The organism is Ferdinandcohnia sp. Marseille-Q9671 (genome assembly GCF_976954385.1).
Window position 1 is genome coordinate 904,048 of the sequence record NZ_CDRJTA010000001.1, and the last position, 26,681, is coordinate 930,728.

Genomic DNA, 26,681 nt, shown 5'->3' on the forward strand with positions numbered 1-26,681 from the left:
TATATCTTTCCAATTAAAAGACTACTAGTTCTACAATAGGTAGAATGGCTTAAGAAGTAAAAGTTATCTTTCGATTGTTAAAAAATGATTATATTTTCCTTGCTTGTTTTAAGGAAAAGACAATATCGTTACAATTATGGTAATTTATTCCTCCTTAATTTCTTCAATCGATAGGTAAAGTCCCCTATTCTATAATCATCTTTCCCAAGAGTAAGGACCTACTCCTCATGAATATGTTCTGTCATCCTTCATATTTATTTCAAGCATAGAAAAAACCACCCTATTTCAGTAAGGTGGTTAACGAACTCCGAAGAATTTTTTAATCTTTGAGAACATTCCTTTTTGATCACTATCCAGTGATTGAAGTGGGATGGATTCTCCTAAAATTCTACGTGCAATATTTCGATATGAGATAGCAGATTTGCTATTTGAATTCAGTGCAATCGGTTCACCGCTGTTAGAAGCTTTGATTACTTCATCGTCATCCGCAACAATTCCAATTAAATCAATGGAAAGATGAGTCACAACTTCATCAATATCAAGCATTTCCCCTGTCTTAACCATATGATTTCGAATTCGGTTTAAAATAAGTCGAGGTGGCTCAATTTCCTCTTTTTCTAGTAATCCAATAATTCGGTCTGCATCTCGAACAGCAGATACTTCAGGAGTGGTTACGACAATTGCTTTATCCGCTCCAGCAACCGCATTTTGAAAGCCTTGTTCAATCCCTGCAGGACAATCAATGATAATGTAATCAAAATCCTGCTTAAGCTCTGTAATTAGAGTCTTCATTTGACTAGGCTCTACTGCTGTTTTGTCACTAGTTTGGGCAGCTGGCAGTAAGTAAAGATGGTCTTCGAATCTTTTATCTTTTACTAATGCCTGCTTAAGCTTGCAACGACCTTGAATGACATCAACTAAGTCATAGATGATACGATTTTCTAGTCCCATTACAACATCTAAATTTCGCAGGCCAATATCTGTATCTACTAAACACACTCGTTTCCCTAGCATAGCCAAGGAAGTACCTACGTTAGCAGATGTGGTTGTTTTTCCGACTCCACCTTTTCCTGATGTAATAACTATAGCCTCTCCCACAGCTAGATTCCCCCTTCTAACCTTGTTAAATTAGGTCGTAAATGAGATAACTGTTGTAATCTATCTACTACAATTGTCTCATTTTCATCCACATACGCACACTCCATAATATTTGTATCGCTTTGGCTATTATCTGGTGCTCTATTTAAAATATCACCGATACGTAGCTGTGTTGGCTTCATAACTGAGGCTGCAATAATTGCATCTCGTCTTCCATAGAAACCGGCATGTGCAACTCCACGAAGAGAGCCCATAATAAATATATTTCCACCTGCCATCACGGTAGCACCAGGATTAACATCGCCAACCAGCAAAAGATCTCCATCTACTTTCAGGACTTGTCCAGATCGAACAACCTTTGTCACCGAAACAATCTCAAGCCTTTTTTTCATCTCTTCAGCTTCTTGTTTCGTGATGACATTGCTGTCAATTATATCTACGACGAGATGTTTTTTATTTCTGATAATGGCGCGTATTTGTTCTTCCTGATTTTGAGATAAATAACGATTACCAATTCTTACTTTAACAGGAACAATCGGAACATCATCATTCCGTTTCTGATTCAAGGAAAGCTTGATCTCCAGGTCTGAGATTAGTTCTTCAAATGAACAAGAATCATCGAGATGTAACGTAAGTCCGTCTTTTGTCCCTTTTATTGTAACATACTGCTGTTTTTGTCCTTTCACGACGTTCACCTCAACGATAATATATTTCAACAAGAGACTCCCGTTTTCCTGTTAGTTATCAAAGATTTTTTAAGAGGATGTCCAAAAAATCACAAAAAAAGAAAAGACTTCGAATCTCAGCGTCACTCGGTCTCCGGTCCTATAGCACGAGTTCCTTATCCATCTGATTTATCGACTCTTTGAACACTCACTTATAAGAGAATCGATTATTCTTCTATGTACAGCTTACCAAGCAACCTCTTAAATGGATAAGCAAATAATAGTATAAAGGCACTATTTATTATAATCGTAGGTAACACACGAATTTGAAGAAACCGTTCGAATTGCATATTCGTTGTACCAATCGCCAAATTTACCCCGTACACACAAAATTCCAAAGCAAAGATTCCAACAAGACTTAAAAACGAAATAATAAAAATACTCGTTTGCAATGCCCTACTTGCCCAGGAAATAAGGTAGGCCATAAATGTAAACAAAAATAAATAGACTCCCAATATCTCTGTGTGGATAATATCATAAAGCAATCCAAAGATTGCCCCATATAATAATCCCTTGGGTTTATTAAAGTATACCGTAATAAATGCGATCAATATAAATAAAAACCTAGGGACATATACATATTCTTTATGAAAGATTTCTGCTGGTACTAAATCAACAAAACTACTTTCAAACAAAAATACAAAGGACATTAATAGTGGAAGAACGACACGCCTCACGATTCTTCCTCCTCTTCGTCAGGAAGAATCATCGTTCTCTCTACAATTATAACATGGTCTATTTCATAAAAATCAGCCGCAGGCTTAATATAGGCCGTTTTTGTTAATCCATAATCATCAGGAACCACTTCCATGACTTCACCAATATATAGTTCACTTGGGAATACCCCACCCAAACCGGAAGTAAGAACTTTTTGGTCCTTTTCAATTTTTGAATCTGGTGTGTTAATTTTAAATAGAAGAGCTTCCTTTTCTTCGTCATACCCTTCTAGCAGTCCCATTATTTTTGTTTCACCTTGAATATAGGCAGAAATTCGATTAATTCGATTTGGCGAGCTCAATAACTGGATTGAAGACGTAAATGTATTCGCATGTTTTACCTTTCCAATTAATCCTTTAGAGGTGATAACAGCCATATCAACTTTCACACCATGTTGTGTACCTCTATTAACTGTAATAATTTCATGCCACTGATCAGGGTTTCGTCCAATAACAGTTGCTTGAATTTTATTAAAATCGTCAAGTGTTTCCGTTTTTTCTAAAACATCTTGTAATTTTTCGTTTTCTTTTTCTAGCTCTTGAACTTTCGCTTCTAGTTGACCATATGAATCAAGCTTTTCCTTTAGGATCTTATTCTCATCAAATGTGTTTTGAATATCATTCACATTTTTAAAAAATCCAGCAATGGCTTGTGATGGTTGATGAACTATGCTTTGAACCCAACCTACTGAATCCTTTATAAACTGTTCTGGCCATGATAATTTTTCTCGCTCTTTTAGGGAAAATCCAATCAATGCCACTAGAACAATTATGCAAACCAGCAAGATAATTAATCTTTTATTGAGTAAAAAATGTGGCATGTGTTACACCCTCTAACTAAACTTAAAATTTCAACACATATAATGTATGTACAAAAGGAAGTTGAAAAGAAACACGTCACAGAGGACATTCCCTATCACCAAACTTATTGAACAATCACATATAGTGGGGAAGAATCTTTCCCCACTACTCTAACATACATTATCGTAATTCTTTAGATTTCCCTTTAAATAAATGAATATGATCTAATGCTTTACCTGTTCCGATTGCCACGCAGTCTAATGGGTTTTCCGCAATAAGGACAGGCATACTTGTTTCTTCACTAATAATCTTATCTAAATTACGTAAAAGTGCTCCCCCACCTGCAAGAACAATTCCACGATCCATAATATCTGCAGCCAGCTCTGGCGGAGTCTTTTCAAGTGTATTCTTAACAGCATCCACTATGGCATAAACCGTATCGTGAAGGGCGCGAGCAATTTCTTCAGCTGTAATTTCAATCGTTTTCGGTAATCCTGTTAATAAATCTCTTCCCCGAATCTCCATGTTTTCTACACCTTCAGGCGCACCAGCTGACCCAATTTCAACCTTAATGGCTTCAGCAGTTCGGTCCCCAATCATCAGGTTATACGTTTTCCGTATATATTGAATTATGGCTTCATCCATCTCATCACCAGCAATTCGAATCGACTGGCTTGTTACAATTCCACCTAACGAAATAATAGCGACTTCGGTTGTACCACCACCGATATCAACAATCATGCTACCTGTTGGCTCCCACACAGGAAGGTTTGCCCCAATTGCAGCAGCAAATGGTTCTTCAATAGGATAAGCATCCCTTGCCCCTGCCTGTCTAGTAGCATCAATTACAGCACGTTGTTCAACAGCTGTAATGCCTGAGGGTACACATACCATTATATATGGCTTTCTTGCAAAGAAATTTTTCGTTTTTACTGCTTGATTTATGTAATATTTCATCATTGTAGCCGTTGTTTCATAATCGGCAATGACGCCATCCTTCATTGGACGTAGTGCAATAACGTTTCCAGGAGTACGTCCAATCATATTTTTTGCGTCATTTCCGACAGCCACAATTTGTTTTGTATCTGTTTGCATTGCAACAACAGATGGCTCCCTGACAGCAATCCCCTTGCCTTTAATAAAAACAAGCGTATTTGCTGTCCCTAAATCTATACCAAGGTCTCGTGTACCAATTCCAAACATAGTATGTATCTTCCTTTCTGATACGAGATGCTAAAGTGGAGGTTCAAAAGTATTTAAATTAGAAGTACTAACCTTTGCGTTACTTTGCCTCAATCTATGAGGTAGTTGTTCATTGGCTGCGGGCTTCCAATTTCCAAAATTTTGAACTTGAATTACTAATATTAATGTATGTTAGCAATCAAAAAACTCATAACCATAATTATATCGTACTACAAAAAAAAATAATAGTAGTCATACATATCCTTTTTCTTTTAAGCTCACATATTTGTGCTCACCAATGATTAAATGGTCTAATAGCTCAATGCCAATTATCCGGCCACATTCAACGAGTCTTTTTGTTACTTCGATGTCCTCACGACTTGGAGCTGGATCACCAGAAGGATGGTTATGAATGCAAATAATGGATGCAGCTGATCTACGAAAGGCTTCCTTATACACCTCTCTAGGGTGAACAATGGATGCGTTTAGGCTACCGATGAAAACAGTTTGGCGATGGATTACTTGATTTTTTGTATTCAGGTACAGACATACAAAATGCTCCTGTGTTAAAAAGCGCATGTCTTCCATTACATATTTGGCACCATCCTCTGGGGATCGAATTACATACCTATCTTCGTATTGAAGCTTGCCAATCCGACGTCCGAGCTCAACAGCAGCCATAATTTGTACTGCCTTTGCCAATCCAATTCCCTTGATCGATGTTATTTCTTCAACAGATGCATCCTTTAATAATCGTAACCCCTCAAAATGGTGTAATAATCGGTTTGAGAGCTGAATGACCGATTCTTCCTTTGAACCTGTGCGTAAAAGTATAGCTAACAGCTCATGGTTTGAAAGGCTTTCTGCTCCATCGGAAACCAAACGTTCCCTTGGCCTTTCTTCATTAGGATAATCACGTATCATGAGTGAAGAAGATTTCAATTGGGTTCCTCCCACCTATTGTAATAGATACTTGGACCCACTCATGAATATACGCCAGGCTCTATGTAAGTAGGCTTACACAAACACTACCCATAAGTCCTTAATTAACTAGGATACCTATTTATTTTACAATCAAGAAGTAAATCCTATGCTTCTAAGTTCTCGCAGTGTTCGTGAAACAGGTAATCCAACCACACTAAAATAATCTCCTTTTATATACTTCACGAGGGTAGATCCAAGTCCTTGAATGCCATATGAACCCGCTTTGTCTATTGGTTCGCCTGAAGCAACATATGCTATGATTTCCTCATCCGTTAAATCCCAGAACGTCACTTCTGTTCTTTCAAAGAAAGTTACTTGTGTATCTTTGAAAAGAATAGCAACTCCTGTAATTACTTCATGAGTTTGATTTGACAATGTTTTTAATACTTGTATAGAGTCTTGTTCGCTTTTAGGTTTTCCTAAAAATTGGTTTTGAAACACGACAGCTGTATCCGCCCCAAGGATATAGGAATTAGGATTATCTTGAGAGACAGCCTTTGCTTTTTTTAAAGCGATTGTCATGACCTTTTCTTCAGGAGTAAGTGTTTCGTCAACGGATTCATCAATATTACTGACGGAAACATCGAAGGAAAGTTTCACATTTCTAAGAAGTTCTTTTCGTCGTGGAGAACCTGAGGCTAAAACGAGGTGTTGCATAATTTTTCTCACCCTTTACCATTTTATCAGATTGGAAGATACGTTATTATCCTAACAAACAAACCTTAATGAAACAATTATATAAAATTAAATTTTATAGTTGATTTATTGTTTGAGAAACAATATCTATTTATGTAAACTTCCTGTAAATTATGGATCTAAAAAAGGAAAGGAGTCAAATTCTCCTTTCCTTTTCGTTACAAAATTAAAATTTACTTAACTCAACCCAGAAACCCAAACATGATAGCTTTGATAGGCATTTAGCAAGGATTGTTGTGACTGCCACAGAACCTTGTTATCTCCACCATCTTTAAATGTTTGTAGTTGATTATATGCGTTCTCTATTTCAGTATGGAAGTCTTTCAACTCAGCATGAAGGCCATCCTTCTTTACCTCTTTTACGCCACCAAATAGCTTTGAAAGATTTCCCCACTGCTCATCCGTTATTTCAGCAGTTCCAAAAGCCTGAGACGATAATGCAAGTAATTCCTTAAAAGCTGGAATGCTCACTTTAATTGCCTCTGAATCAGCTTTACCCGCGTTTGAAAACGAACCACCCTGAACTTCAATTGTTTTAGTGAAAAATTCAGGGAAGGCTCCTTCATATGCTGTCTTCATTCCCCCAACTGCTCCTTGTTCAAGGCCAATGCCCGCAAGTACAAAAAAAGCACCATCTAGTTCAACAGTTGTTGCTGCAAAACCTTTGCCTTTAATATCTCCTACAATCGTACTTGCCGCATCTGCAGTGGAAAACTTTCCACCTTGAACAATACCTGTTGATAGGGACTCTAGTTCAATGGCAACTGGATTTTCAGCTGGAGGGTTGTCCCCTTTGGGAGCCGGTGTTGGGTTTTGATTTACTGGCTGAGAGGGAGCCTCCATTCCTGCTGGCTGAGAATTTACATCTCCAACTACTTTTAAAATCATAATGCCAAAACCTGTGCCAAGAACAATCGCTAAAGAAAATGAAACAATAATTTGTTTTAAGGAAAACAGTTGAAAACCCTTTGGCTTCTTAGGAAAATGCTTGATTTTACTAGAACCTTTTGTAGTTCGTACATCCTCAATTGGGATAATAGGAATCTTTCTGTCCTTTGAAGAATGATGTGTCAGTGTTTCATCTGGTAGAACCCAACTAAAATCATCATCCTCTTCCTCTTTGGCAGCTGCAACTTCTTCATTTTCTATGATAATAAGAGGTTTTTCGCTTTCGACAAATTCAGTTGTTTTATCTTTCTTTTCTTTTTCTACCTTCGGCTCTTTGCCATTAATTTTGATAGAAATCTGATTATGCTTGTCCATTTAACCACCACCTATTTATAGACGACCTACTTTTTTTCAATGCTATCATATCTATAAAAAAAAAGAACAAGACATTTGTCGTCTTGTTACTAGAGGTTTTCGTCAAATTCCTACATTTGTGAACATTAGTGGTAGGCGGACAACTATTTTATTGGTTCAAATTACTCTACATTCATTGATAATTCAACAAATACACTTGGACCTTCTTCTTGTACTTTTAATATATCATCAACAGTTAGGCGACTTCCGGCTGGTAGAAGTACATTCCCATCTTTGTCTAGGATATCTTTTTGTACTGTTTTCCCGTATAAAAGATCAACTTGCTTTAAACGTAATGCATTTGCTTCTGCTTCTTCGTGTTTATCTATAGAAGAATTTATTTCATCAAATGGGCTTTTTTCTTCCGATGAAGCTGGTAAAATTTCTTCTAGTAGTGAATCATTCTGATCAGAAAGATCCGTTTCTTGTTTAGGGTTTTCAAGATAGTCAACAGAATCTAAGAACTTAGATGAGGCTTCTTCCTCGACAATAATAATATCTTTCCCATATGTAAGGACAGAGTCAGAGGCAAGTGCAACTTCGTTTCCAGATACCTTTAATAAAGTACCTAACAGGTTACCTGTTTCATCATCCACATAATATTCAAGTACTTCTCCTAATAACTGACCTTTTCGAGTCATGACCTTTGTATTCGTAATTCTAATTTTTTTATTTACAAGTGAATTGGCAATTGGTATTTCATTTAAGTCAATTACAGAGCTTTCACTTTCAATTGTTACGGCGTATTCCCCAATTCCAACAACCTTTTTGAATGGAATTGCTTTTACACTAACCTGCCAATCCTCATGTTCAATAGTAAGGAAATCAACAGACCCCTTTTCAGGATTGATTACTAATGATTTAACTTTTCCTATTTCCACACCATCTATAATACTTATAATTGGTAACCCAACGATTTCAACACTTTTCTTCATTTCATTCACCACACCTAGTTATTTTTAAAGAACGGCTTTTTTCATTCATTCTATCATGTTTTTCGATAAAATTCGTCATATTCTGCAATATTCTTGTAATAAAAAGTTAATTTCTTGTAAAAGTACTGGATATTTTTCAAATCTGCTACTATTTTGCAACAATAATGAGGATAGTTTCTCATATTGTTTAGTTAGGATATAATGGTCAATTAATAAACTTACAAAGGTATAATAATCATGATCTGATAATTCCGGGTGGAGATGATCCACTATCAGTTTTTCATAGTCAGTGCTAGATAATTGATTTCGAGAGAGTTTAATTTGAGAGACTATTGTCGTAAAAAGTAACTCCCTCGTTTTATTATTTCCTTCATTATATTGTTCCGTACTCTCCAGGTTATCCTGGGCGGATACGTTCTCAGTAGCTTCATCAAAGTTATTTTCAATTTCTTGCTTACTCTCGGTATCATATTCTGATGATACTTCTTCGTTTATCTCTATTGTATCCATTTCGGATGATTCTTTCTCTTCTTGCACTTCAGGATTAGATTCCAACTCTGATGCAGTTGTTGGGAGAGTAGTTTCTGTATCCTCAGATGACTCTATATCATTTGAATCTTCTCGTTTCATTTCTTCTGGCTCACCCTGGTCATGATTTGGTAAGTTGACTTCTGCATCTTCAGATGACACTACATCACTTGAACTATCTAGTTCCATTTCTTCTGGCTCTACATGATTTGTATCAACGAATTCTTCTTGTTCCTCTTTGTTACTAACTTGTAAACTATCAAATTGAAGATCCTCTAGTTCAGGTTCTTCGTGAGAGATATATTTACCTTCATCAAGTTCGGTATCATTTTGGTCAATTGTGTTTAGTTCAGAAACATCAACATGTTGATCCAAATCGATTGTTTCTGGCTCCACATATATATCTTCCATAGTAACTGATTCTATTTCATCGTTTTCTTTTTCGTCTGGTTTAGGCAGAGTTTTTATTTCTTCTAACTCCTCTATCTCATACGTTTGATTATTAGTACCGCTTAATTCGAACTCTAGTTCTTTAAGAATGTCATCAAAGGATTGGTCATTTGAAACCTCTGTACTTTTGGAAGTAACCACATTGTTAGTATCACTTTGTTGATATTCTATCTCCTCTAGTGCCATGTGTTCATCTAGTTGTTCATCACGCATTTCATTTGGAGTAATCTCTGCTTGTTCTGAAGATGTAGCGATTTCATCCTGTGTAGTGTCGAGAATGTTTCTTTTCTTATGTAATGCCTGAGTACGAATTTCTTCTTCTATTTCATCCTCAAGCTCAAATTGAATGACCCTATCCTCTATTTTTTCATTATGTAGCTTTTTTTCAAACAGGTTTGAACCAAGACGCTTGTCTAATAAAAAAGAGATTCCTGTAATTAGCAGTATAATCACTATCCCCGTCTGCCATACGTTTAATACAGTTCTAGCAATTACCCCTACAATAAAAACAAGAAAAGCACTTAAAACAATGAGTAACTTTCCTTTTCTCGTAAAGCCAAACGGTAGTAAGTATACAATTGGTATGACTAAAATAAGCGAGATAATAGCAAATACAATAGATTCCAAATTGGCCTCACATCTTTCTATATAATTCGTACTTCTTCCAAAAAACTTTATTATTCCAATAAAGGAAAAGACTCTCTGTTATTTTATACTAATAAGTTGATTTTATGAAGAATTAACAGTAAAGTTCTTGTGTTAACAAGCCTAAAGTCAATATATAACTAAACTTCCAATAAAAAACGAGACAAAATGATGCCTCGTTTATGATAAATCAATCTTTATCTCCACTCTGTCCTTCTAATCCAGTTGCTAAAGGATTATTCTTTTTACTCGGTGGAGGAACGGTAAGCTTAGGTGCTTCCTCCGCAAGTTCTGCATATTTCGGCATATAGAAAGCTGAAATTGTGACATTATAGACTAATGGTGCAGGAACTTGTTCAACAGAAGTTAACTCCGAAGTTCCAGTAAAACTTAAAGCATCTACCTTTGTTATCCTCGTTTGGTGTTCTACAACGGATAAAAACTTCTCTAATTCAAGATAATTTGGGGACTCCACACTTAACGTCACCACCACTTGGCTTAATCCATCTATTAGTTCTGGATCAATTATTGTATCTGTTTCTTCCGTAGATGAAGCTTCGTTTGCTGTATCATCTTGATTTGTTTCAGTCTCGGTTTCAGTACCCTCTGCATTTTCCTGTTCCTCAGATTGACCTTCCGGATTAAGCATAAATTCGCTTTCACCGTAAGACATGTTGAGAACTCTACTTTCCGATAAAGTTTCAGCACGCTCTATATCCAAAACAATTTGCTCAACTAACGGGATCACCGGTATCTTCTTCTGAATTTCGGTTGAACTAACAACAGGAGCTTCATTTGTTCGTTTTTCAGTAATTAACTCTAATAATCGTTCCTCAGTTTTTACACTGTTCTCTAGTTGGGATATCTTTGCTTTCACTGGATTCACAACTAACAAATAAGTAAATACGAAAGCACTAATCAACAGTACCAGAATGATACTTAGCTGGATAATCAGTTTTCGTGAAATTTGGAGAGTCATTTCAATTCCCCTCCTTTTGAAGCAATGTAAATTCAGACTTATCAATTTTGACTTCAAATTGTGCAAGATACCTCGGTAATACATTGTCATCTTCTATTTGTGCCGTCCGATTGTTTGTTTGCTCACCCTCTGGCTGAGTAGCAGGGTTATTATTCGCTACATTTTCCTGATTTTCACTTATTTGTCCTGTAGCCTGATTTTCTTCAGAAAGAGGACTCGTAGAAATTGAAAACAGGATCGCCGATTTAATATAAGGTGATTCATTGAGCAAGGCAAGATAATGAGCAATTTGAGTATTTGTATCAAATTGGACTTGAAAAGACACTGCCCCATTATCCACATAAGAAAATGACTGTACAAAGCCTCTTTCTGGTAATAACTCGGTTAAATGATTTAAAATTGGCACCGTTTCTGCAAAATAACCGTCTGCCCATTCTACCGTTTTCTCCAACTGAATGACATTACTTGAATTGTTAGCTGAGGCATACTTTTGTTCTTCAGCAGCACGAGTTTCTTGTAATGTAACAATTCTATTCTTTAGTTGTTCTTCTAGGGACGTAACTTTTTTATACTGTAAAAAAACAAATAAGAAGCCAGCTATGAGTACCAAGGCAATTAGTAATATGATAAGTAAATTAGCTCTATTTCTATATTCTCGTCTTGGGAGTAAATTAATATCTACTAGCATTATTCCACCTCTTTAAGAGCTAATCCCAATGGTAAATAGTAATGAGAAGGAAGTTTATCAAACTGATCAATTGTATGTACAGGTATTTCATATCTTTCAAATAACGCTGACGTTATATCTGGAAGATTAGGGTGGTCTCCACTAATGAGGAGATTTGTAATCTTCCCTTTACTCTGGGTCATATTAAAACGATAAAAATTCATCACATGTTCAATTTCTTTCAATAACTCATCCATAAGGACTTCAAGTTTGCTTTGATGGCTATTCCATCTGATGTCAGCCAATGTATTCGAAGAATTTTGCTGAATCTCCCAATCCCCAATAGAGGTCTCTAACGTGATATGTCTCATAAACAAAGGTATGTCCTGATGAAAAATACTCAAATTAACCGATTGTAAATCAAACTGTATTAACAATGAATGTTCTTCTTCATTAGTCTTATTACAAAAGTGAAAAAGTCGGTACATACAAAGTGGTGAAATATCGGCTGCAATTGGCTTTAAATCTACCTCCTCTAAAAGAGAGGAGTATTCATAGGCAACATCCTCAGGAGCTGCAAAAATAAGTACTTCCTTTCTCTTCTCATCCTCATTTTCCGAAAGCAATTTGTAATCAAGAACAGGATCTTCAAACGGTAGATGGATGGTTGCCCCAAGCTCTAAATAGACATACCCTAGTATCTCATCATCTTTTACTTCAATAGGAATTGAAATCTTACGTATGACAACAAACGGATCTGGGATGGTAAATTGCACTTGATTGTTCTTTATCCCCCAATCAGTTACACATTCATCTAAAATTAAATGCAATGTATCCTTTTCAATAATTTTTCCTTCTTGAATAATTCCAGGTGGTAAATATTTTTCTCGGAACTTTTGGACTGTGATAGGGTTTGATTGCTTCACACCCACATATCGGATGGCATGATCCTTAATGATAATATTTGCAATTTTAGGTGTTGAAAAAAATGTAAAAGCCATTTTGTATCCCCTTATGTAAAATCAAATAACGTTAACGTAATTAAAGCTAAGATTTTTCTGGCCCGCACGGAGTGAATCAAAAAGTTATGGCCACAGATGTAGCGTTCTTAGTATTTGTTGATAAGCCCTTAAAACTTCGAATGAAAATTTGAAAGATCTGCCTAAAGCTAGCGTTAGTCTAAAATAAAGTTAAAATGTGATAAATGCGATATACCATGCGATAAAATCCTGTCCGAAGAAATAAGCAAGCAATGTTCCAATTACAATGGATGGACCAAACGGCATTGGTTTCCCTTTCTTTATCTTTCCAAATGCCATACCAATTAATCCAAGAATTGTACCAACGATGGTGGCAAAGAAAAAGGATAGAAGCACAAGCTTCCAGCCTAGTACGAGTCCAATAACAGCATAAAGCTTTACATCTCCTCCACCCATGCCGCCTTTGCTGACTACAGCAATTATATATAGAAGTAGAAATCCAACTGTGCTACCTATAATCATGTCCCACCACGGTTCCAACGGAATGAAAATACGTTCCCCAATAAAGACAGGTGCAAAAAAAAGTAACACTTTATCCGGGATAATCATGTATGTAAGATCTGAAACAAAAATAATCATTAACAATGAGACCAGTGTCCAAGCAATAAACAATTCCTTTGACCATCCCACCAGCATTGGAGAAATCGTAAAAAGAATTGCAGTTACAAATTCAACCGAAGCATATATAGGTGAAATCTTCGTTTTGCAATTTCTGCATTTGCCCCCCTGGAATATGTATGAAAAAACGGGAATCAATTCGAATGCCGTAAGTTGGTGCTTACAGGTTGGGCATGCAGAACGGGGGTGAACTATGGATTGACCCAAAGGGATGCGAAGACCGACTACGTTGAAGAATGAGCCTAAAGATAAGCCTGCTAAAAATAAATAAAAAATTGCTAAATATAGTAGTGCTGACATATTTACACCTGCTAGTTAAGGTTACCCCCACTATAAGGAGTAACCTTGTAAAGTATTAAAAGCTTTAGTCTAGTTTTTGAAGTATCTCGTCTTCGGTCAATGATGCATCAGCATCGTCCCCACCAACACTATTAGCTGCATGATTAGTTAACGTAAATGTAAGTTCCCCAGTATTTGTATCCTTTGAAATAACTAACTTGTATTTATCTGGTTGTTTTTGAAGATAACCATTTAATTGATTTGTATCAGCTGTATCCGCTCCTAACCCTTTATTTATTGTAATGGGGTAAGTTTGAGGATTTTCACCTGCAATATATAGCTTTGCAGCGTCAATTATTTGTTGAGCTTCTGCGAACGCAGCTTTATCCCTAGAATTATTAATTACATTACCAATAGCAGGAATAGCAATCGCCGCTATAATCCCTAAAATTACAATTACAGCTAATAGCTCAATCAATGTCAAACCTTTTTGATTCTTCAAATACTTTTTAAACATTCGTCTTCTCTCTCCTTTTATCGGAACTAGTCCATTTATACTACTAATTATAATAGCAAATCATGTAAAATACACTATTATTTTGTTGTACTACCTCATATTTTTGTGCATTTTGTTGTATAAAATGTAATATTTTTACGATTTTTATTGAATTTGGTTAAAAATATCAAACATCGGAACAAGAATAGCTGTGACTATAGTCCCGACTATACCACTTAAGAATACAATCATTAATGGTTCAATTAGTGATTTCAGTTGGTCTGTTGCATTTTCAACTTCATCTTCGTAAAAATTTGCAACTTTGCCGAGCATCTCATCAAGAGAGCCAGTACTTTCACCAATGGCAATCATATGGGTGATCAGGGGTGGAAAAGCCCAATGAGTTTTCATTGGAATTGTCATTGACTCACCTTGTTCAAGAGCCCTCCTTGACTGTTTTATCACCTTTGCGATTACTTCATTTTCTACAATTGTTTCAACAATGGCCATTGCTTGTAAGACAGGGACTGAACTTTCGAGCATAGAGCTTAACGTCCTTGTCATACGAGCAAGAACTGCCTTTTGTAATAGCTTTCCGAATATCGGCATTTTTAATATGGCATAATCTAGATAATATCTGGTTTCTTTTCTTTGCTTAATGATCATGAAAACAGAATAAACAAAAACAAAAAACAGTATAACAAGCCACCAAAATTTCTGCATAAATACACTTGCATTCAAAACAAATTTTGTGATTCCCGGAAGATCAGCATTAAAATCGGCAAACATATCTACAAAGGTTGGAACAACTGAAACTAATAAAAATATAACGACAGCTACCGCTATAATCCCAATTACCGCAGGATAGGCCATCGCAGACTTTACCTTTTGTCTAGTTTTGTTTTGTTTTTCATAATAAGTCGCAAGGTTTTCAAGGGTGTCGTCTAAACTACCTCCAACTTCTCCGACACGCACCATGTTCGTAAACAAGGTCGAGAAAATTCGCTTATGCTTTGCAGTTGCTGCAGATAGGGAAGTACCTTCCCTTAAGTCATCTGCTACTTCAAGTAACGCATGTTTTAGGGGCTTACTGTCTGTTTGATTCGCCAATATATTCATAGAATCAACAATAGTTACCCCTGCCTTAATTAGGGTTGCAAATTGCCTTAAAAATATCACAAAATCTCTCAGCTTGACTGGATTCCCAATCGCAATTTCTTTTGTTAATAAAGTTGCAGGAATTTCCTCAATATTGATAACGCGAACTCCTTTATCACGAAGTGTTGCTATCGCGTCTGTTCTTGAAGTTCCTGAAATCGTGCCGGACTTTTTACCAAATTTATCTCTTCCCTCAAATTTAAACCTAGGCATTTGTTCTCTCCTGTATATATGGCTGTGCAATATCCTTCGAAATAACCCCGGCACGGACTAAGTCTAATAAATTATTTTCTAATGTATGCATACCTTCTGAACGGCTAGTTTGCATGACATTTTTAATTTGATGGTTTTTCTCATTCCGGATTAAATTGGCTACAGCCGAATTATTAATTAATACCTCTGTTGCGGCTCTTCTACTCTTCCGATCGGACGTTGGAAACAGACGCTGTGAAATTACACTTACTAGTACATTTGCAAGCTGGATTCTAATTTGCGGTTGTTGAGAAGAAGGGAACACATCAATGATGCGATCAATGGTTGAAGGCGCATTAACCGTATGCAATGTACCGAACACAAGGTGACCTGTCTCCGCTGCTGTAATAGCAGTGTGTATTGTTTCTAAATCTCTCATTTCTCCAACGAGAATTACATCAGGATCCTGTCTGAGAGCTGCTCGAAGGCCGTTAGCAAAACTATGAGTATCACTTCCAACCTCTCTTTGGTCAATAATACTTGATCCATGCTTATGCAAATATTCAATAGGGTCTTCTAGTGTAACAACGTGTTTACTCATCGTCTGATTTATATATTGAATCATAGCTGCCAGTGAAGTTGATTTCCCGCTACCAGTTGGCCCTGTTACAAGAACTAATCCTTGAGGCTTTTGACATATTTTTTTAAGCACTTGTGGTAGTTCAAGATCCTCAATTGTTGGAATCGATGTAGGAATAACACGGAATGCAATAGCAGGACATCCCCTCTGTTTGTAAATATTGACACGAAACCGTGAAATCCCCTGTATTCCATACGAGAAATCCAACTCGCCTTTTTCCTTAAAATATGGCCACATCTCTTCAGGTACAACTGCTTTTGCAATTGATTCAATCACTGACGGTACTAATACTTCTTTTCCGTACCTTTTTAAATCACCATTAATCCGAAAAATGGGAGGAACACCTGCTGTGATATGGATATCAGAAGCTTTCAATTCATGAGCGGAATGCAATATTTTATTAATTTTATCTCTCATATTATTCTCCACCTATTCAGCAGTCGCAACTCGAAGAATTTCCTCTGTAGTTGTAATCCCTTGCTTTACCTTGAGAAGTCCATCGTCGATTAAAAAGATTGTCCCATTTTTGATCGCGATTTCCCGAAGTTTGGTGTAGGGCTCCTTATTCATTATGACTCTTTTCATATCATCATTAAGAACTAATAGTTCATGGATGGCAACTCTGCCTTTGTACCCCGTCATATTACAAGTGCCACAACCTTTACCTCGATTCACCTTATCTATCGTAATCCCACGCTTACCAAATATCTCTACTTCTCGAAGGGTTGGATCCTGTACCTGGCCACAATCTCTACACACACGTCGGACAAGGCGTTGTGCAACTACACCAGATAATGAAGAAGCAACAAGGAATGGTTCAACACCCATATCAATTAAACGGGTAATGGTCCCGAGCGAGTCATTCGTATGGAGCGTACTTAGTACTAAATGACCTGTTAGCGATGCCCTTACAGCAACATCTGCAGTTTCCCTATCTCGTATTTCCCCGACCATGATGATATTTGGATCTTGCCGTAAAATTGCACGTAAACCCTTCGCAAATGTCATCCCTACATTAGCATTTACTTGAATCTGATTAATCCCTTCTAGCTGATATTCGACAGGGTCTTCAATTGTTATAATGTTAACATCCTCAGAATTTAGATGGTTTAGGGCTGCATATAAGGTAGATGATTTACCTGAACCAGTCGGACCTGTTATTAATACGATACCCGTAGGCTTTTGAATCAACTTTGTAAATCTTTGTAAGTTTACGTTGTTAAAGCCTAGTTGAGTAAGATTATTTAGTGAGCTGCCAATGTCCAGAACACGCATAACAATTTTTTCACCATATACGGTAGGAAGTGTGGAAACGCGCAAATCGATATGGTGAGCCTCTAAATTTACTTTTATCCGTCCGTCCTGCGGGACTCGACTTTCTGTAATATCCAGGTTTGCCATAATTTTAATTCTTGCTGTTAAAACACCTTGCATACTTTTCGGTAAGGACCGTTCTGAACGCAGTACGCCATCAACTCGGAATCGAAGGACCACTTTTGTTTCATGAGGATCCATATGAATATCGCTTGCTCGTTGTTGAATCGCATTTTGTAAGATTTGGTTTACTAATTTAACAACAGGTGCGTCTTCATTTGTAATTTTTTCTTCCTGTATTTCTGCAGGTGTTTCATCGAGAAATTCCTTTACTCCATCATCCAAATCATAAAACTTATTTATCGCCCTCAGGATTTCATCTTTTGTAGCAATCGCTGGTTCAATTTGAAATCCAGTTCTTAGACGCAAATCCTCAATTGCGTAAAAATCCATCGGGTCAGCCATAGCAACAAAAAGTCGATCTCCCTCTTTCCTAAGTGCTATTAGCTGGTACCTTCTAGCCATTTCTTTTGGAATCATGGATGTTAAGCTCGTATCAATTGGGTATCGAAATAAACTAACATGTGGGATTCCTAATTGAAATTCTAGAACTTCTATCAGTTGTTGTTCTGTAATAAACCCTTTTTGAAGTAAAATGTCACCAAGCTTTTGTGATTCTTCTTTATCCTTAAGAGCTTGTTGGAGTTGTTCCTCTGTAAGCAGTCCAGTTTCTACCAATAAATCCCCTAATCGCTTTCGAACTTTACGCATGGAATTTCCCCTTTTACGATTTTATTTCATGGAGTGGGTCCGGATCTTCCCAAAGGTCGGTTTTGGGATTATCTTTATTTTCATCTAATTCGTTTTCTGAATCAGCATTTGGATTATCACTTTCACTTCTACCTGTTGTTCCTTCATTTGTTTGTGGATTATTTGGATCTGTATCTATATTAGGATTTGTAGTATTCGGGTCAGAGTCAATTGGGTTTTCAATCACTTCTGGCACGATAATACTATTCAATTCAATCGTGTGAATTGGTGGATAATAGTCTTCCGCAACCAACACCTTTTGGTCTACCTGTCCAGTTTCCTTAATGACACGGTAGATTTTACCTGATTGTCCTGCAATCCCCTTTTGTTTCTCAACAGTTTTACCTTTTGGAAGTTTGCTATCATATTGCTTAATAATTTTTGGTGCAAAGGATTCTTCGTCTTTTATCGAGATTTCTATTGTTTGCCGCAAATCTGCTCCGACTAATTGAACCTCAAACCCCTCATCCGTTAATGAAAAAACAAATTTATATTCATACGGGTTATCATTATAAACGATTAGGTCCTTTGTTTCCTTCTCAATCATTGCCTCATTACCAAATGTTGTGTAATATGGTAGTTCATTGCTAATATGACGCTCAATAATGGCAAAATTTGTAGGCAATACAGTTGAGTATATAGCTGTAGCAATTACGCTTAATGTTTGATTTGAGTATTTTTTTGATACATCTTTTTCTGAAAGAAATGTAAGTAATGAGAACGGTTTATTTGAATCTAGATGTATTGTTCCAAACTCTTTCACCCAGTTTAGTATTTCACTTTCATCCTTTAGATTCTTAATAATTGTATTTGAAACAATATTTTGTTCATCAACTTTAACGAATTGTTCGAGGTTGAATGCAAGTTCCCCCGGATGTAGAGTTGTTGCAGGCTGTAACAGTTCATCTTTTAGTTCATCAGATTTAAAATCCTGAATGCTTACAGAACTAAAATCTTGAATTACTCGCTCAACTTCATTTTCCTTGAAACCTGCAATTAATGGGTTTTGAGTTCCGTGAACAGCGGTACGTACACTCTCAAGAACATCAAAGCGGTAGGTTTCGCGTTTATTAAGTACATAGTTTTTATCACCAGTCACTAGTGAAATTTGCCCCATATCATACCATGCTTCTATTTCAGCTAAAATGGCAATTCTAGCATCTTTCTCTGTGAGACCAGATATATCTACAGGACCAATCATTGTACCTTCTTGAAAAGAATCTTCGGCGAAGAATGCATGATAGGTAGTTGATCCAAGAGTCGAAAAAAGCGATAAAAATAACACACAGATTAAGAGTAGACTAAAGATTTTTACTGCGTATAATTTTTGCATCTTTTTCCCCCATTCTTTACTTTTAATGTATCTATAGATTAGTGTCCCCAGATTCAAACACATGATTGTTCAAAATGACATTTAGTTCTTATAATCAAATAGTAATTTATACCTATTTCTCAACTTTCATTTTATATGAAACTTTGAAAATACTAAAGATGAATTTCTAAAATCATGTAACTTATTGAAATACTTTGTCACACCTTGTCATCTTCACCAAAAAAAAGAGGCATGAGCCCCTATACTTTATTCATATCTAGAGTCGACAATTTCATATGAAACCTTATCGACAGTAGGTATTCCACTCGGTGGATCTTTAATGATATTTTTATTAAAAATAACCGAAAGTCTTGAACTTGTAGCCGGTAGAGAGGTTTGTCCTCGTTGGAAATAATAGTAACCCACCCTATCATAATCGATAGAAGGGTCATAATCGAGATCCCTATAATTAGGTATTGTTTGTTTCGAACTACCCTTAACAGCGTTTAATATAATATTCTTTCCAAACAAACCACCAAGTATTTTGATATTAGAACCAACTCCATATATTTCTAATTCATCATTCGAGTATAAGAAGGCATTTATCACCTTAGGATTATTGGTCCATTCACTATTATTTGAAAGAGTAATGGAACCTTGGGACATAATAACTAAGGTACCTGCAGCATTTGAAAGGTTCTGAACATTTGCCCCAAGTTTCGTGTAGATCGTTCCATTTGTATTAATATCATTCCTTGAAACTAAATTACCACTCGTATACAAGATCCCCTCAAGTGTGAAGCTATTCCCAGGTGCATTCACACAATCATTTGAGCTGTAGCCACAATTAAGGCTCGTATTTCCTTGTACATAGATATATCGATCATCTGTTTTAACTGCATTTTCTAACTTTATACTACCACTTACGCTTGCAGAGCCAGTCACATGGATATTTCCATCAACCACTTGTAATGATGCATTAGGTCTTACTATTAAATTTCCATTTATATATACGTCTCCTACATATCTTTTTGTACCGGAACTAATTTCGAGGGTCCTATTTATTCTATTAGCTTTTGTATTATTCCTATTGGATTCGTTTGAAATTGTATCGACTATTTGCCCCACATTAAAATAATACTCATTTGTATTCAAATCTCGATTTATTACAGACGGTGTTATAGAAAAGTACCTGTTAAGATTTGTACTGTTTTGTGTAAAGGTTGTCCATTCAGAGTTATCGCGGCACCAAAATAAAAAACAGGATTCCTTTTTCTCCCAATATTTATAGTCCTTTTTAACAGTTAATTCTCCATCAATAGCAGTATAGGACGTTGGTACATAATATTCTGTTGAACCACTCATATACTTCCCTTCATTCCTAGTATAAATACTGTCTCCTACATATACTTCACCCTTTAAATAAGAAGCACCATTTAGGGTTAAATTGCTTGGTGTTACAATCGTGTACTTAAAAACATCCGCGACGGTTGATAACACAATTCTTCTTGTATATGTTTTATTTGCGTCTCCTACATCACTAGAAATATCTATTTCATACTGTATTGCTCTAGTGGCGTTTTGACCATTTTTGATGACCCTATAAGTCAGATCAAAATTAGGTTCATTTTTCATACGGTTTAATGTCGAATTGAGGGTGGATACAATTGTAGTAGCATCAACATTATGATTTTCAATGTCAAAATTCAGTTCTTGTAATTCATATTCTAATAGGGCCGTTCCTTCTGTAACAGCATTTTCAGCATCTACCCTATTTTCTACGTTTCCTTCTGCAATGGTTACATTTTCCCGAGATTGTATCACTAATCCAAGCAACAATGCCCCCACTACCATAAGAAGGGTAAACACAAGCAGGACTGTTAATAAGGCATAGCCCTTATTGCTTTTTAACACATTCATTTACTCCCCCTCCAGTGGATAGATCAGATTTACTTTCTTTGAATTGGATGTATTGGACTTATCTACAATATCAAAAGAGAAATATAGAGAGTTATTTTTCTCAGAAACTTGAGGATTTGTTATAGTAACTCTTGTAGAACTAATGGTTTCGGTATCAACAGAAAGAGCTTGATTCTTGATTTTTACGTCATATTCAATATTTCTATTTGTAATTCGGTTGATATCTATGACTTTAAAGCTTATATTTCCAGCTATAGAGGAATTAATATCTTCAACCAAATTTGCATTTTCAAAAACCGAATTTAAACGCTCCGTTATTATGATTGATTCATTTCGGAGGTTTGTATCTGTTTGCGTATTATTACTGGACTTTAACATGGTGGTTGTGAAGCCATATATAGAAGAGAGGATAACCGTTGCAATTGCGAGTGCTACCAACAATTCAATAAGAGTAATTCCTTTTTGATTTAGTTTCATTTCGAATACCCTTCCAATACCGTTTCATTTTTTATACCATTGGTATTTGATTCAACTACAACCTTAATAACGAGCACATCATTCTTTATTCTAGGATCAGAATGTTTATTAAACGTAACAAACGCCCTTCGTCCACGGTAATATTCCTCTTGGTTAGGGTCAACTTCTAGCTCATCTAATATGCTAACTTCCAATCGCGCATTCCCTATTTTATCTTGTAATGTGCTTTTATCCTTTCCCTGATAAACAGCTAAGATATCCTTAGCAACTTGTAAATCAGAAAACTTTTCATCAGTTACTTTTGAAAATTTTGAACCTTGGATAAAAAAATTTGCAGAAACAAGTATGATGATGGAAAGGATTACAATGCTTGCTAGTATTTCAATAAGTGTTAATCCCTTTTGATTGTTCATTTCCATCCCCCGTTTCTGTTAAAAAAGTAGTTCTTTAGCACCATTATATTTTGAAAATGGTTTTTATACAAAGAAAATATATTTTTTCGTCGAAAAATATCAACATATGTCAACAATAACAAAAAGAAGACTTTTCTCAGTCTTCTTAACGTTTACTTGAGCCGGAGCCCTACTATTTGATTTATTATTTCCTCTTTATAGCAGTTTATTTGTATTTGTTCACATTTCACCTTAGATAAGTGAGGACGAATTGTCTTACATTAGAGATAAAATAAAGAGATCCCGTGATGATTAACACTTTCCCTGGTTTTGAAATAAGCTTGATTTTGCGTTGTATTGCTATTTTCCAATCATCGACCACGACTATCTTTTCACTACCCGATGAATTTTCATACAGTTCTTCCGTACTTGCTGCCCTAGGAAAATCAAAACTTGTCAATGTTAATGAATGGGCTACATCTTCCAACTGCCTAAGCATCGTTTCCAGTTTTTTATCGCTCAATGCACTAAATATGATATGAACTTCTTTTCCGGATAAATGAGCTTTTATTGTTTCTACAAGACTCTTTACTCCTTCTGGATTATGAGCACCGTCTAAAATAACTTGGGGATCGCTTGATATCTCTTCAAATCTGCCAATCCATTTCGTTTTCTCTAACCCTTTTCGCAGGTCATTTTCTACTACATTTACCTTCCTATTTTTTTGTAATAGTTGAATGACCATTACCGCTAAGCTAGCATTATAAACTTGATGGGTGCCCTTCATTGTAATCTGGATATTTTCTAAAACCTTATCCGATGTCCTTACAGTAAACATTTCTCCATTCTGTTTTTGAGTATGACCCTCTACTTTAAAATCCTCTCGAACTTGATAAAAAGGGCTATTCATCTCACTAGCTGTCTTACGAATGACCCTGATTGCTTCTTGTTGGTCTACACATGATACAACTGGTACATTTGGCTTTATAATCCCAGCCTTTTCTCCTGCAATTTCCTCAAGAGTATTACCAAGTATATTCATGTGGTCAAACCCAATACTTGTAATTACGGAAAGTAGTGGGGTTATGACATTAGTGGAGTCTAGTTTCCCCCCAAGTCCGACCTCCATGATCACAAAATCGATAGTGTCGTTAGTACCAAAATAATAAAGAGCCATTGCTGTAATAACCTCGAATTCTGTTGGGCCACCTAACTCAGTTCCCTCTAGCTCTTCTGCTAATGGCTTAATCTTTTGTAAGAGTGAAACAATCTCGTCATTTGAGATTGGTGTGCCATTTACACTGATTCGCTCATTAAAAGTTTCTATATAAGGTGAAGTAAATGTTCCTACAGTATATCCAGCCTCTTCTAGTATGCTGCGTATATAACTAACGGTTGAACCTTTTCCATTCGTTCCAGCAACGTGGATTGCTTTTATCTTTTTTTCTGGGTGATTTAGTCGTTCCATCATCCACTCCATACGAGAAAGACCTGGCTTCATCCCGAGTCTTAATCTACTGTGGATCCAAGAAAGTGCTTCTTCATAGGTATGTATCATCTGCGTCCTCCACATAATTCATGTGATCTTAAAATAAAGGAAAGACGAATCTAATGATATAGATTCGCCTCCTACTCCATTACCCTTTTAACTCTGTAATTCTTGTACGAACTGTTTCGCGTTTATCTAGGTAATCTTTTTCTTTTGCACGTTCCTCCTCAATTACTTTCTGAGGAGCTTTCTTTACAAAGCCTTCATTTCCGAGTTTCTTTTGTACTCGTTCTACTTCTTTATCAAGTTTCTCAAGCTCTTTTTCTAAACGTTTAATTTCTTCATCGATGTTGATCAGACCCTCAAGTGGAAGAATTAATTCTGCTCCAGTTACAACTGCTGACATTGCTTTATCAATTGATGCAATATCAGTAGCTAGTACAAGCTCACTAGGGTTACAGAAGCGTTCTAAGTACGAGCGATTCTTTTCTAGCTGAGCTAGAACTGTCTCATCCTTCGCTTTGATGTTTAGCTTGATTTGCTTGCTCATTGGTGTATTAACCTCTGCTCGAATATTACGAACTGCGCGGATTATATCAACCAATAGACGCATGTCAGATGCTGCATTCTCATCTGATAGCTCTTGGTTAACTTCAGGCCATTTGGCAACTGTAATGGATTCGCCATAATGCGGCAGGTTCTGCCATATTTCCTCGGTAATAAACGGCATGAATGGATGTAATAGTCTCATTGTATTATCGAGAACATAAGCAAGAATAGATCTGGTTGTTTTCTTCGCTTGCTCATCTTCGCCGTAAAGAGGAAGCTTAGCCATTTCAATATACCAATCACAGAAGTCATCCCAGATGAAGTTATACAATACTCTTCCCACTTCACCAAACTCATATTTATCAGCAAGTTTTGTTACTGAATCAATTGTTTCATTGAGACGGGTTAATATCCATTTATCTGCTACAGATTTTTCACCACTTAGGTCAATGTCCTCAACCTTTAGATCGCCCATATTCATCATGGCAAATCGTGATGCATTCCAAATCTTGTTTGCAAAGTTCCAGGTAGACTCAACCTTCTCCATACTAAAGCGTAAGTCTTGACCTGGTGAGCTACCGGTTGAAAGGAAATAACGTAATGAATCTGCGCCATATTGTGCAATAACATCCATTGGGTCAATTCCATTTCCTAATGATTTACTCATTTTTCTACCATCTTCTGCACGAACAAGTCCATGAATTAATACATCTTTAAATGGTCTTTTACCAGTGAACTCAAGACCTTGGAAAATCATCCGTGATACCCAGAAGAAAATGATATCATAACCAGTTACAAGAGCATCTGTTGGGTAATAGCGTTTGAAATCAGCTTCTTCCGTGTTTGGCCAGCCCATTGTGGAGAATGGCCATAATGCAGAACTAAACCATGTATCTAATACATCATTATCCTGTTCCCAATTCTCAGCGTCTGCTGGTTCCTCGTGGCCAACATATACCTCACCAGTTTCTTTATGGTACCAAGCTGGAATTCTATGACCCCACCATAATTGACGTGAGATACACCAATCGCGAATATTTTCCATCCATCGTAAGTATGTCTTTTCAAAACGATCTGGTACAAAATTAACCTTTTCGTCTTGTGATTGGAGCTTAATCGCTTCATCAGCTAGTGGCTGCATTTTTACGAACCATTGAGTTGATAGGTACGGTTCAACTACTGCCCCGCTACGTTCACTATGTCCAACTGAGTGGAGATGGTCTTCAATTTTAAACAGAACACCTTCATCTTGAAGATCTTTCACAATTTGTTTTCTGCATTCAAAGCGATCCATACCTTGGTATTTACCAGCTTTTGCATTCATCGTTCCGTCTTCATTCATAACTAAAACACGCTCTAGGTTATGGCGGTTTCCAACCTCAAAGTCATTTGGATCATGTGCAGGAGTAATCTTAACTGCTCCGGATCCAAATTCCATATCTACATAATCATCTCCAACAATCGGAATTTCTCTCCCTACGATTGGGAGAATAACAGTCTTGCCAATTAAATGCTTGAAGCGTTCATCTTCCGGATGAACAGCAATTGCTGTATCACCAAGCATTGTCTCTGGTCTTGTTGTGGCAATTTCGATATAGCCTGAACCATCTGCTAGCGGATAGCGCATATGGTAGAATGCACCCTGAACATCCTTATAGATTACTTCAATATCGGATAGTGCCGTTTTTGTTGCTGGATCCCAGTTAATAATATATTCACCACGATAGATAAGTCCCTTTTTATAAAGCGTAACAAATACTTCGCGTACTGCTTTAGAAAGGCCCTCATCAAGTGTAAATCTTTCTCGTGAGTAATCTAATCCAAGCCCTAATTTAGACCATTGCTCGCGAATATGACTTGCATATTCTTCCTTCCACTTCCACGTTTCCTCTACAAATTTTTCGCGCCCTAAGTCATAGCGAGTTTTTCCTTCTTCTCGAAGTTTCCCCTCAACTTTTGCTTGAGTCGCAATACCAGCATGGTCCATACCTGGTAACCACAGCACATCATAGCCCTGCATTCTTTTAATACGGGTAAGGATATCCTGAAGTGTTGTGTCCCATGCATGCCCTAGGTGTAGTTTACCTGTTACGTTTGGTGGCGGGATTACAATGGTATATGGCGTTTTCTCAGAGTCACCAGTTGCCTCAAAGAATTTTCCATCCAACCAATATTGGTAACGGCCCGCTTCAATTGCTTGCGGATCGTACTTTGTTGATAACGTTGTTTCTTTTCCTTCCATGAAAATTCCTCCTTAATACTTATCCAATGCACTATTGATTCAGCT

General features: G+C 36.6%; 24 protein-coding genes. All 24 read right to left on the reverse strand.

Annotated elements, in window-relative coordinates; all coding sequences use genetic code 11:
* Positions 1–297: 297 nt before the first annotated feature.
* The 24 genes from minD to ACWNMY_RS04845 all read right to left on the reverse strand — a co-directional run bounded on the left by minD (position 298) and on the right by ACWNMY_RS04845 (position 26,636).
* On the reverse strand, positions 298–1,098 hold the full coding sequence (minD, locus tag ACWNMY_RS04730) for a septum site-determining protein MinD (protein WP_449537125.1): 801 nt from the start codon (positions 1,096–1,098) through the stop codon (positions 298–300).
* A gap of 2 nt (positions 1,099–1,100) precedes the next feature.
* Positions 1,101–1,793 carry a septum site-determining protein MinC gene (gene minC, locus ACWNMY_RS04735; RefSeq protein WP_449538388.1) on the reverse strand — a complete coding sequence of 231 codons (693 nt, stop codon included), beginning with the start codon at positions 1,791–1,793 and terminating at the stop codon, positions 1,101–1,103.
* Between the two features lie 197 nt (positions 1,794–1,990).
* Positions 1,991–2,500 (reverse strand): rod shape-determining protein MreD, encoded by a 510-nt coding sequence (mreD, locus tag ACWNMY_RS04740; protein ID WP_449537126.1) that lies wholly within the window; start codon positions 2,498–2,500, stop codon positions 1,991–1,993.
* Positions 2,497–3,360, reverse strand: a complete 864-nt coding sequence (gene mreC, locus ACWNMY_RS04745) for a rod shape-determining protein MreC (protein WP_449537127.1) — start codon at positions 3,358–3,360, stop codon at positions 2,497–2,499. Before mreC ends, mreD begins: the two co-directional genes overlap by 4 nt.
* Before the next feature lie 160 nt (positions 3,361–3,520).
* Positions 3,521–4,543 (reverse strand): rod shape-determining protein, encoded by a 1,023-nt coding sequence (locus ACWNMY_RS04750; protein ID WP_449537128.1) that lies wholly within the window; start codon positions 4,541–4,543, stop codon positions 3,521–3,523.
* Positions 4,544–4,774: 231 nt separating this feature from the next.
* Complete coding sequence (radC, locus tag ACWNMY_RS04755; protein WP_449538389.1) at positions 4,775–5,446, reverse strand: RadC family protein; 672 nt, start codon at positions 5,444–5,446, stop codon at positions 4,775–4,777.
* 150 nt (positions 5,447–5,596) lie between these two features.
* On the reverse strand, positions 5,597–6,163 hold the full coding sequence (locus tag ACWNMY_RS04760) for a Maf family protein (protein ID WP_449537129.1): 567 nt from the start codon (positions 6,161–6,163) through the stop codon (positions 5,597–5,599).
* 216 nt (positions 6,164–6,379) lie between these two features.
* Positions 6,380–7,465: a hypothetical protein gene (locus ACWNMY_RS04765; protein ID WP_449537130.1), complete on the reverse strand. Its 1,086-nt coding sequence runs from the start codon at positions 7,463–7,465 to the stop codon at positions 6,380–6,382.
* A gap of 161 nt (positions 7,466–7,626) precedes the next feature.
* Positions 7,627–8,439: a PRC-barrel domain-containing protein gene (locus tag ACWNMY_RS04770; protein ID WP_449537131.1), complete on the reverse strand. Its 813-nt coding sequence runs from the start codon at positions 8,437–8,439 to the stop codon at positions 7,627–7,629.
* Between the two features lie 75 nt (positions 8,440–8,514).
* Complete coding sequence (locus ACWNMY_RS04775; RefSeq protein ID WP_449537132.1) at positions 8,515–10,044, reverse strand: hypothetical protein; 1,530 nt, start codon at positions 10,042–10,044, stop codon at positions 8,515–8,517.
* A gap of 208 nt (positions 10,045–10,252) precedes the next feature.
* The gene (locus ACWNMY_RS04780) at positions 10,253–11,041 is read right to left on the reverse strand and encodes a hypothetical protein (RefSeq protein WP_449537133.1); all 789 of its coding nucleotides are present in this window, start codon (positions 11,039–11,041) and stop codon (positions 10,253–10,255) included.
* A 1-nt stretch (position 11,042) separates the two neighbouring features.
* On the reverse strand, positions 11,043–11,729 hold the full coding sequence (locus tag ACWNMY_RS04785; protein WP_449537134.1) for a PilN domain-containing protein: 687 nt from the start codon (positions 11,727–11,729) through the stop codon (positions 11,043–11,045).
* Positions 11,729–12,709, reverse strand: a complete 981-nt coding sequence (gene pilM / locus ACWNMY_RS04790) for a type IV pilus biogenesis protein PilM (RefSeq protein WP_449537135.1) — start codon at positions 12,707–12,709, stop codon at positions 11,729–11,731. The genes ACWNMY_RS04785 and pilM overlap by 1 nt, the downstream gene beginning before the upstream one ends.
* A 189-nt stretch (positions 12,710–12,898) precedes the next feature.
* Positions 12,899–13,666 (reverse strand): prepilin peptidase, encoded by a 768-nt coding sequence (locus ACWNMY_RS04795; protein WP_449537136.1) that lies wholly within the window; start codon positions 13,664–13,666, stop codon positions 12,899–12,901.
* Positions 13,667–13,730: 64 nt separating this feature from the next.
* Positions 13,731–14,162 (reverse strand): prepilin-type N-terminal cleavage/methylation domain-containing protein, encoded by a 432-nt coding sequence (locus tag ACWNMY_RS04800; protein WP_449537137.1) that lies wholly within the window; start codon positions 14,160–14,162, stop codon positions 13,731–13,733.
* A 144-nt stretch (positions 14,163–14,306) separates the two neighbouring features.
* Entirely contained in the window at positions 14,307–15,512 is a 1,206-nt protein-coding gene (locus tag ACWNMY_RS04805; protein WP_449537138.1) for a type II secretion system F family protein, read from the reverse strand.
* A complete protein-coding gene (locus tag ACWNMY_RS04810; protein WP_449537139.1) occupies positions 15,505–16,548 on the reverse strand; it encodes a type IV pilus twitching motility protein PilT in 1,044 nt (347 codons plus the stop codon). The genes ACWNMY_RS04805 and ACWNMY_RS04810 overlap by 8 nt, the downstream gene beginning before the upstream one ends.
* Before the next feature lie 12 nt (positions 16,549–16,560).
* Positions 16,561–18,216 (reverse strand): GspE/PulE family protein, encoded by a 1,656-nt coding sequence (locus tag ACWNMY_RS04815; RefSeq protein WP_449537140.1) that lies wholly within the window; start codon positions 18,214–18,216, stop codon positions 16,561–16,563.
* Between the two features lie 13 nt (positions 18,217–18,229).
* Positions 18,230–19,588, reverse strand: coding sequence for a G5 domain-containing protein (locus ACWNMY_RS04820; protein ID WP_449537141.1), 1,359 nt, complete (start codon positions 19,586–19,588; stop codon positions 18,230–18,232).
* 246 nt (positions 19,589–19,834) lie between these two features.
* On the reverse strand, positions 19,835–21,487 hold the full coding sequence (locus ACWNMY_RS04825; RefSeq protein ID WP_449537142.1) for a hypothetical protein: 1,653 nt from the start codon (positions 21,485–21,487) through the stop codon (positions 19,835–19,837).
* The gene (locus tag ACWNMY_RS04830) at positions 21,488–21,964 is read right to left on the reverse strand and encodes a PulJ/GspJ family protein (protein ID WP_449537143.1); all 477 of its coding nucleotides are present in this window, start codon (positions 21,962–21,964) and stop codon (positions 21,488–21,490) included.
* The gene (locus tag ACWNMY_RS04835; protein ID WP_449537144.1) at positions 21,961–22,377 is read right to left on the reverse strand and encodes a prepilin-type N-terminal cleavage/methylation domain-containing protein; all 417 of its coding nucleotides are present in this window, start codon (positions 22,375–22,377) and stop codon (positions 21,961–21,963) included. The genes ACWNMY_RS04830 and ACWNMY_RS04835 overlap by 4 nt, the downstream gene beginning before the upstream one ends.
* A 226-nt stretch (positions 22,378–22,603) precedes the next feature.
* On the reverse strand, positions 22,604–23,914 hold the full coding sequence (locus ACWNMY_RS04840) for a bifunctional folylpolyglutamate synthase/dihydrofolate synthase (RefSeq protein WP_449537145.1): 1,311 nt from the start codon (positions 23,912–23,914) through the stop codon (positions 22,604–22,606).
* A gap of 79 nt (positions 23,915–23,993) precedes the next feature.
* Positions 23,994–26,636 carry a valine--tRNA ligase gene (locus ACWNMY_RS04845; RefSeq protein ID WP_449537146.1) on the reverse strand — a complete coding sequence of 881 codons (2,643 nt, stop codon included), beginning with the start codon at positions 26,634–26,636 and terminating at the stop codon, positions 23,994–23,996.
* Between the last annotated feature and the right edge of the window lie 45 nt (positions 26,637–26,681).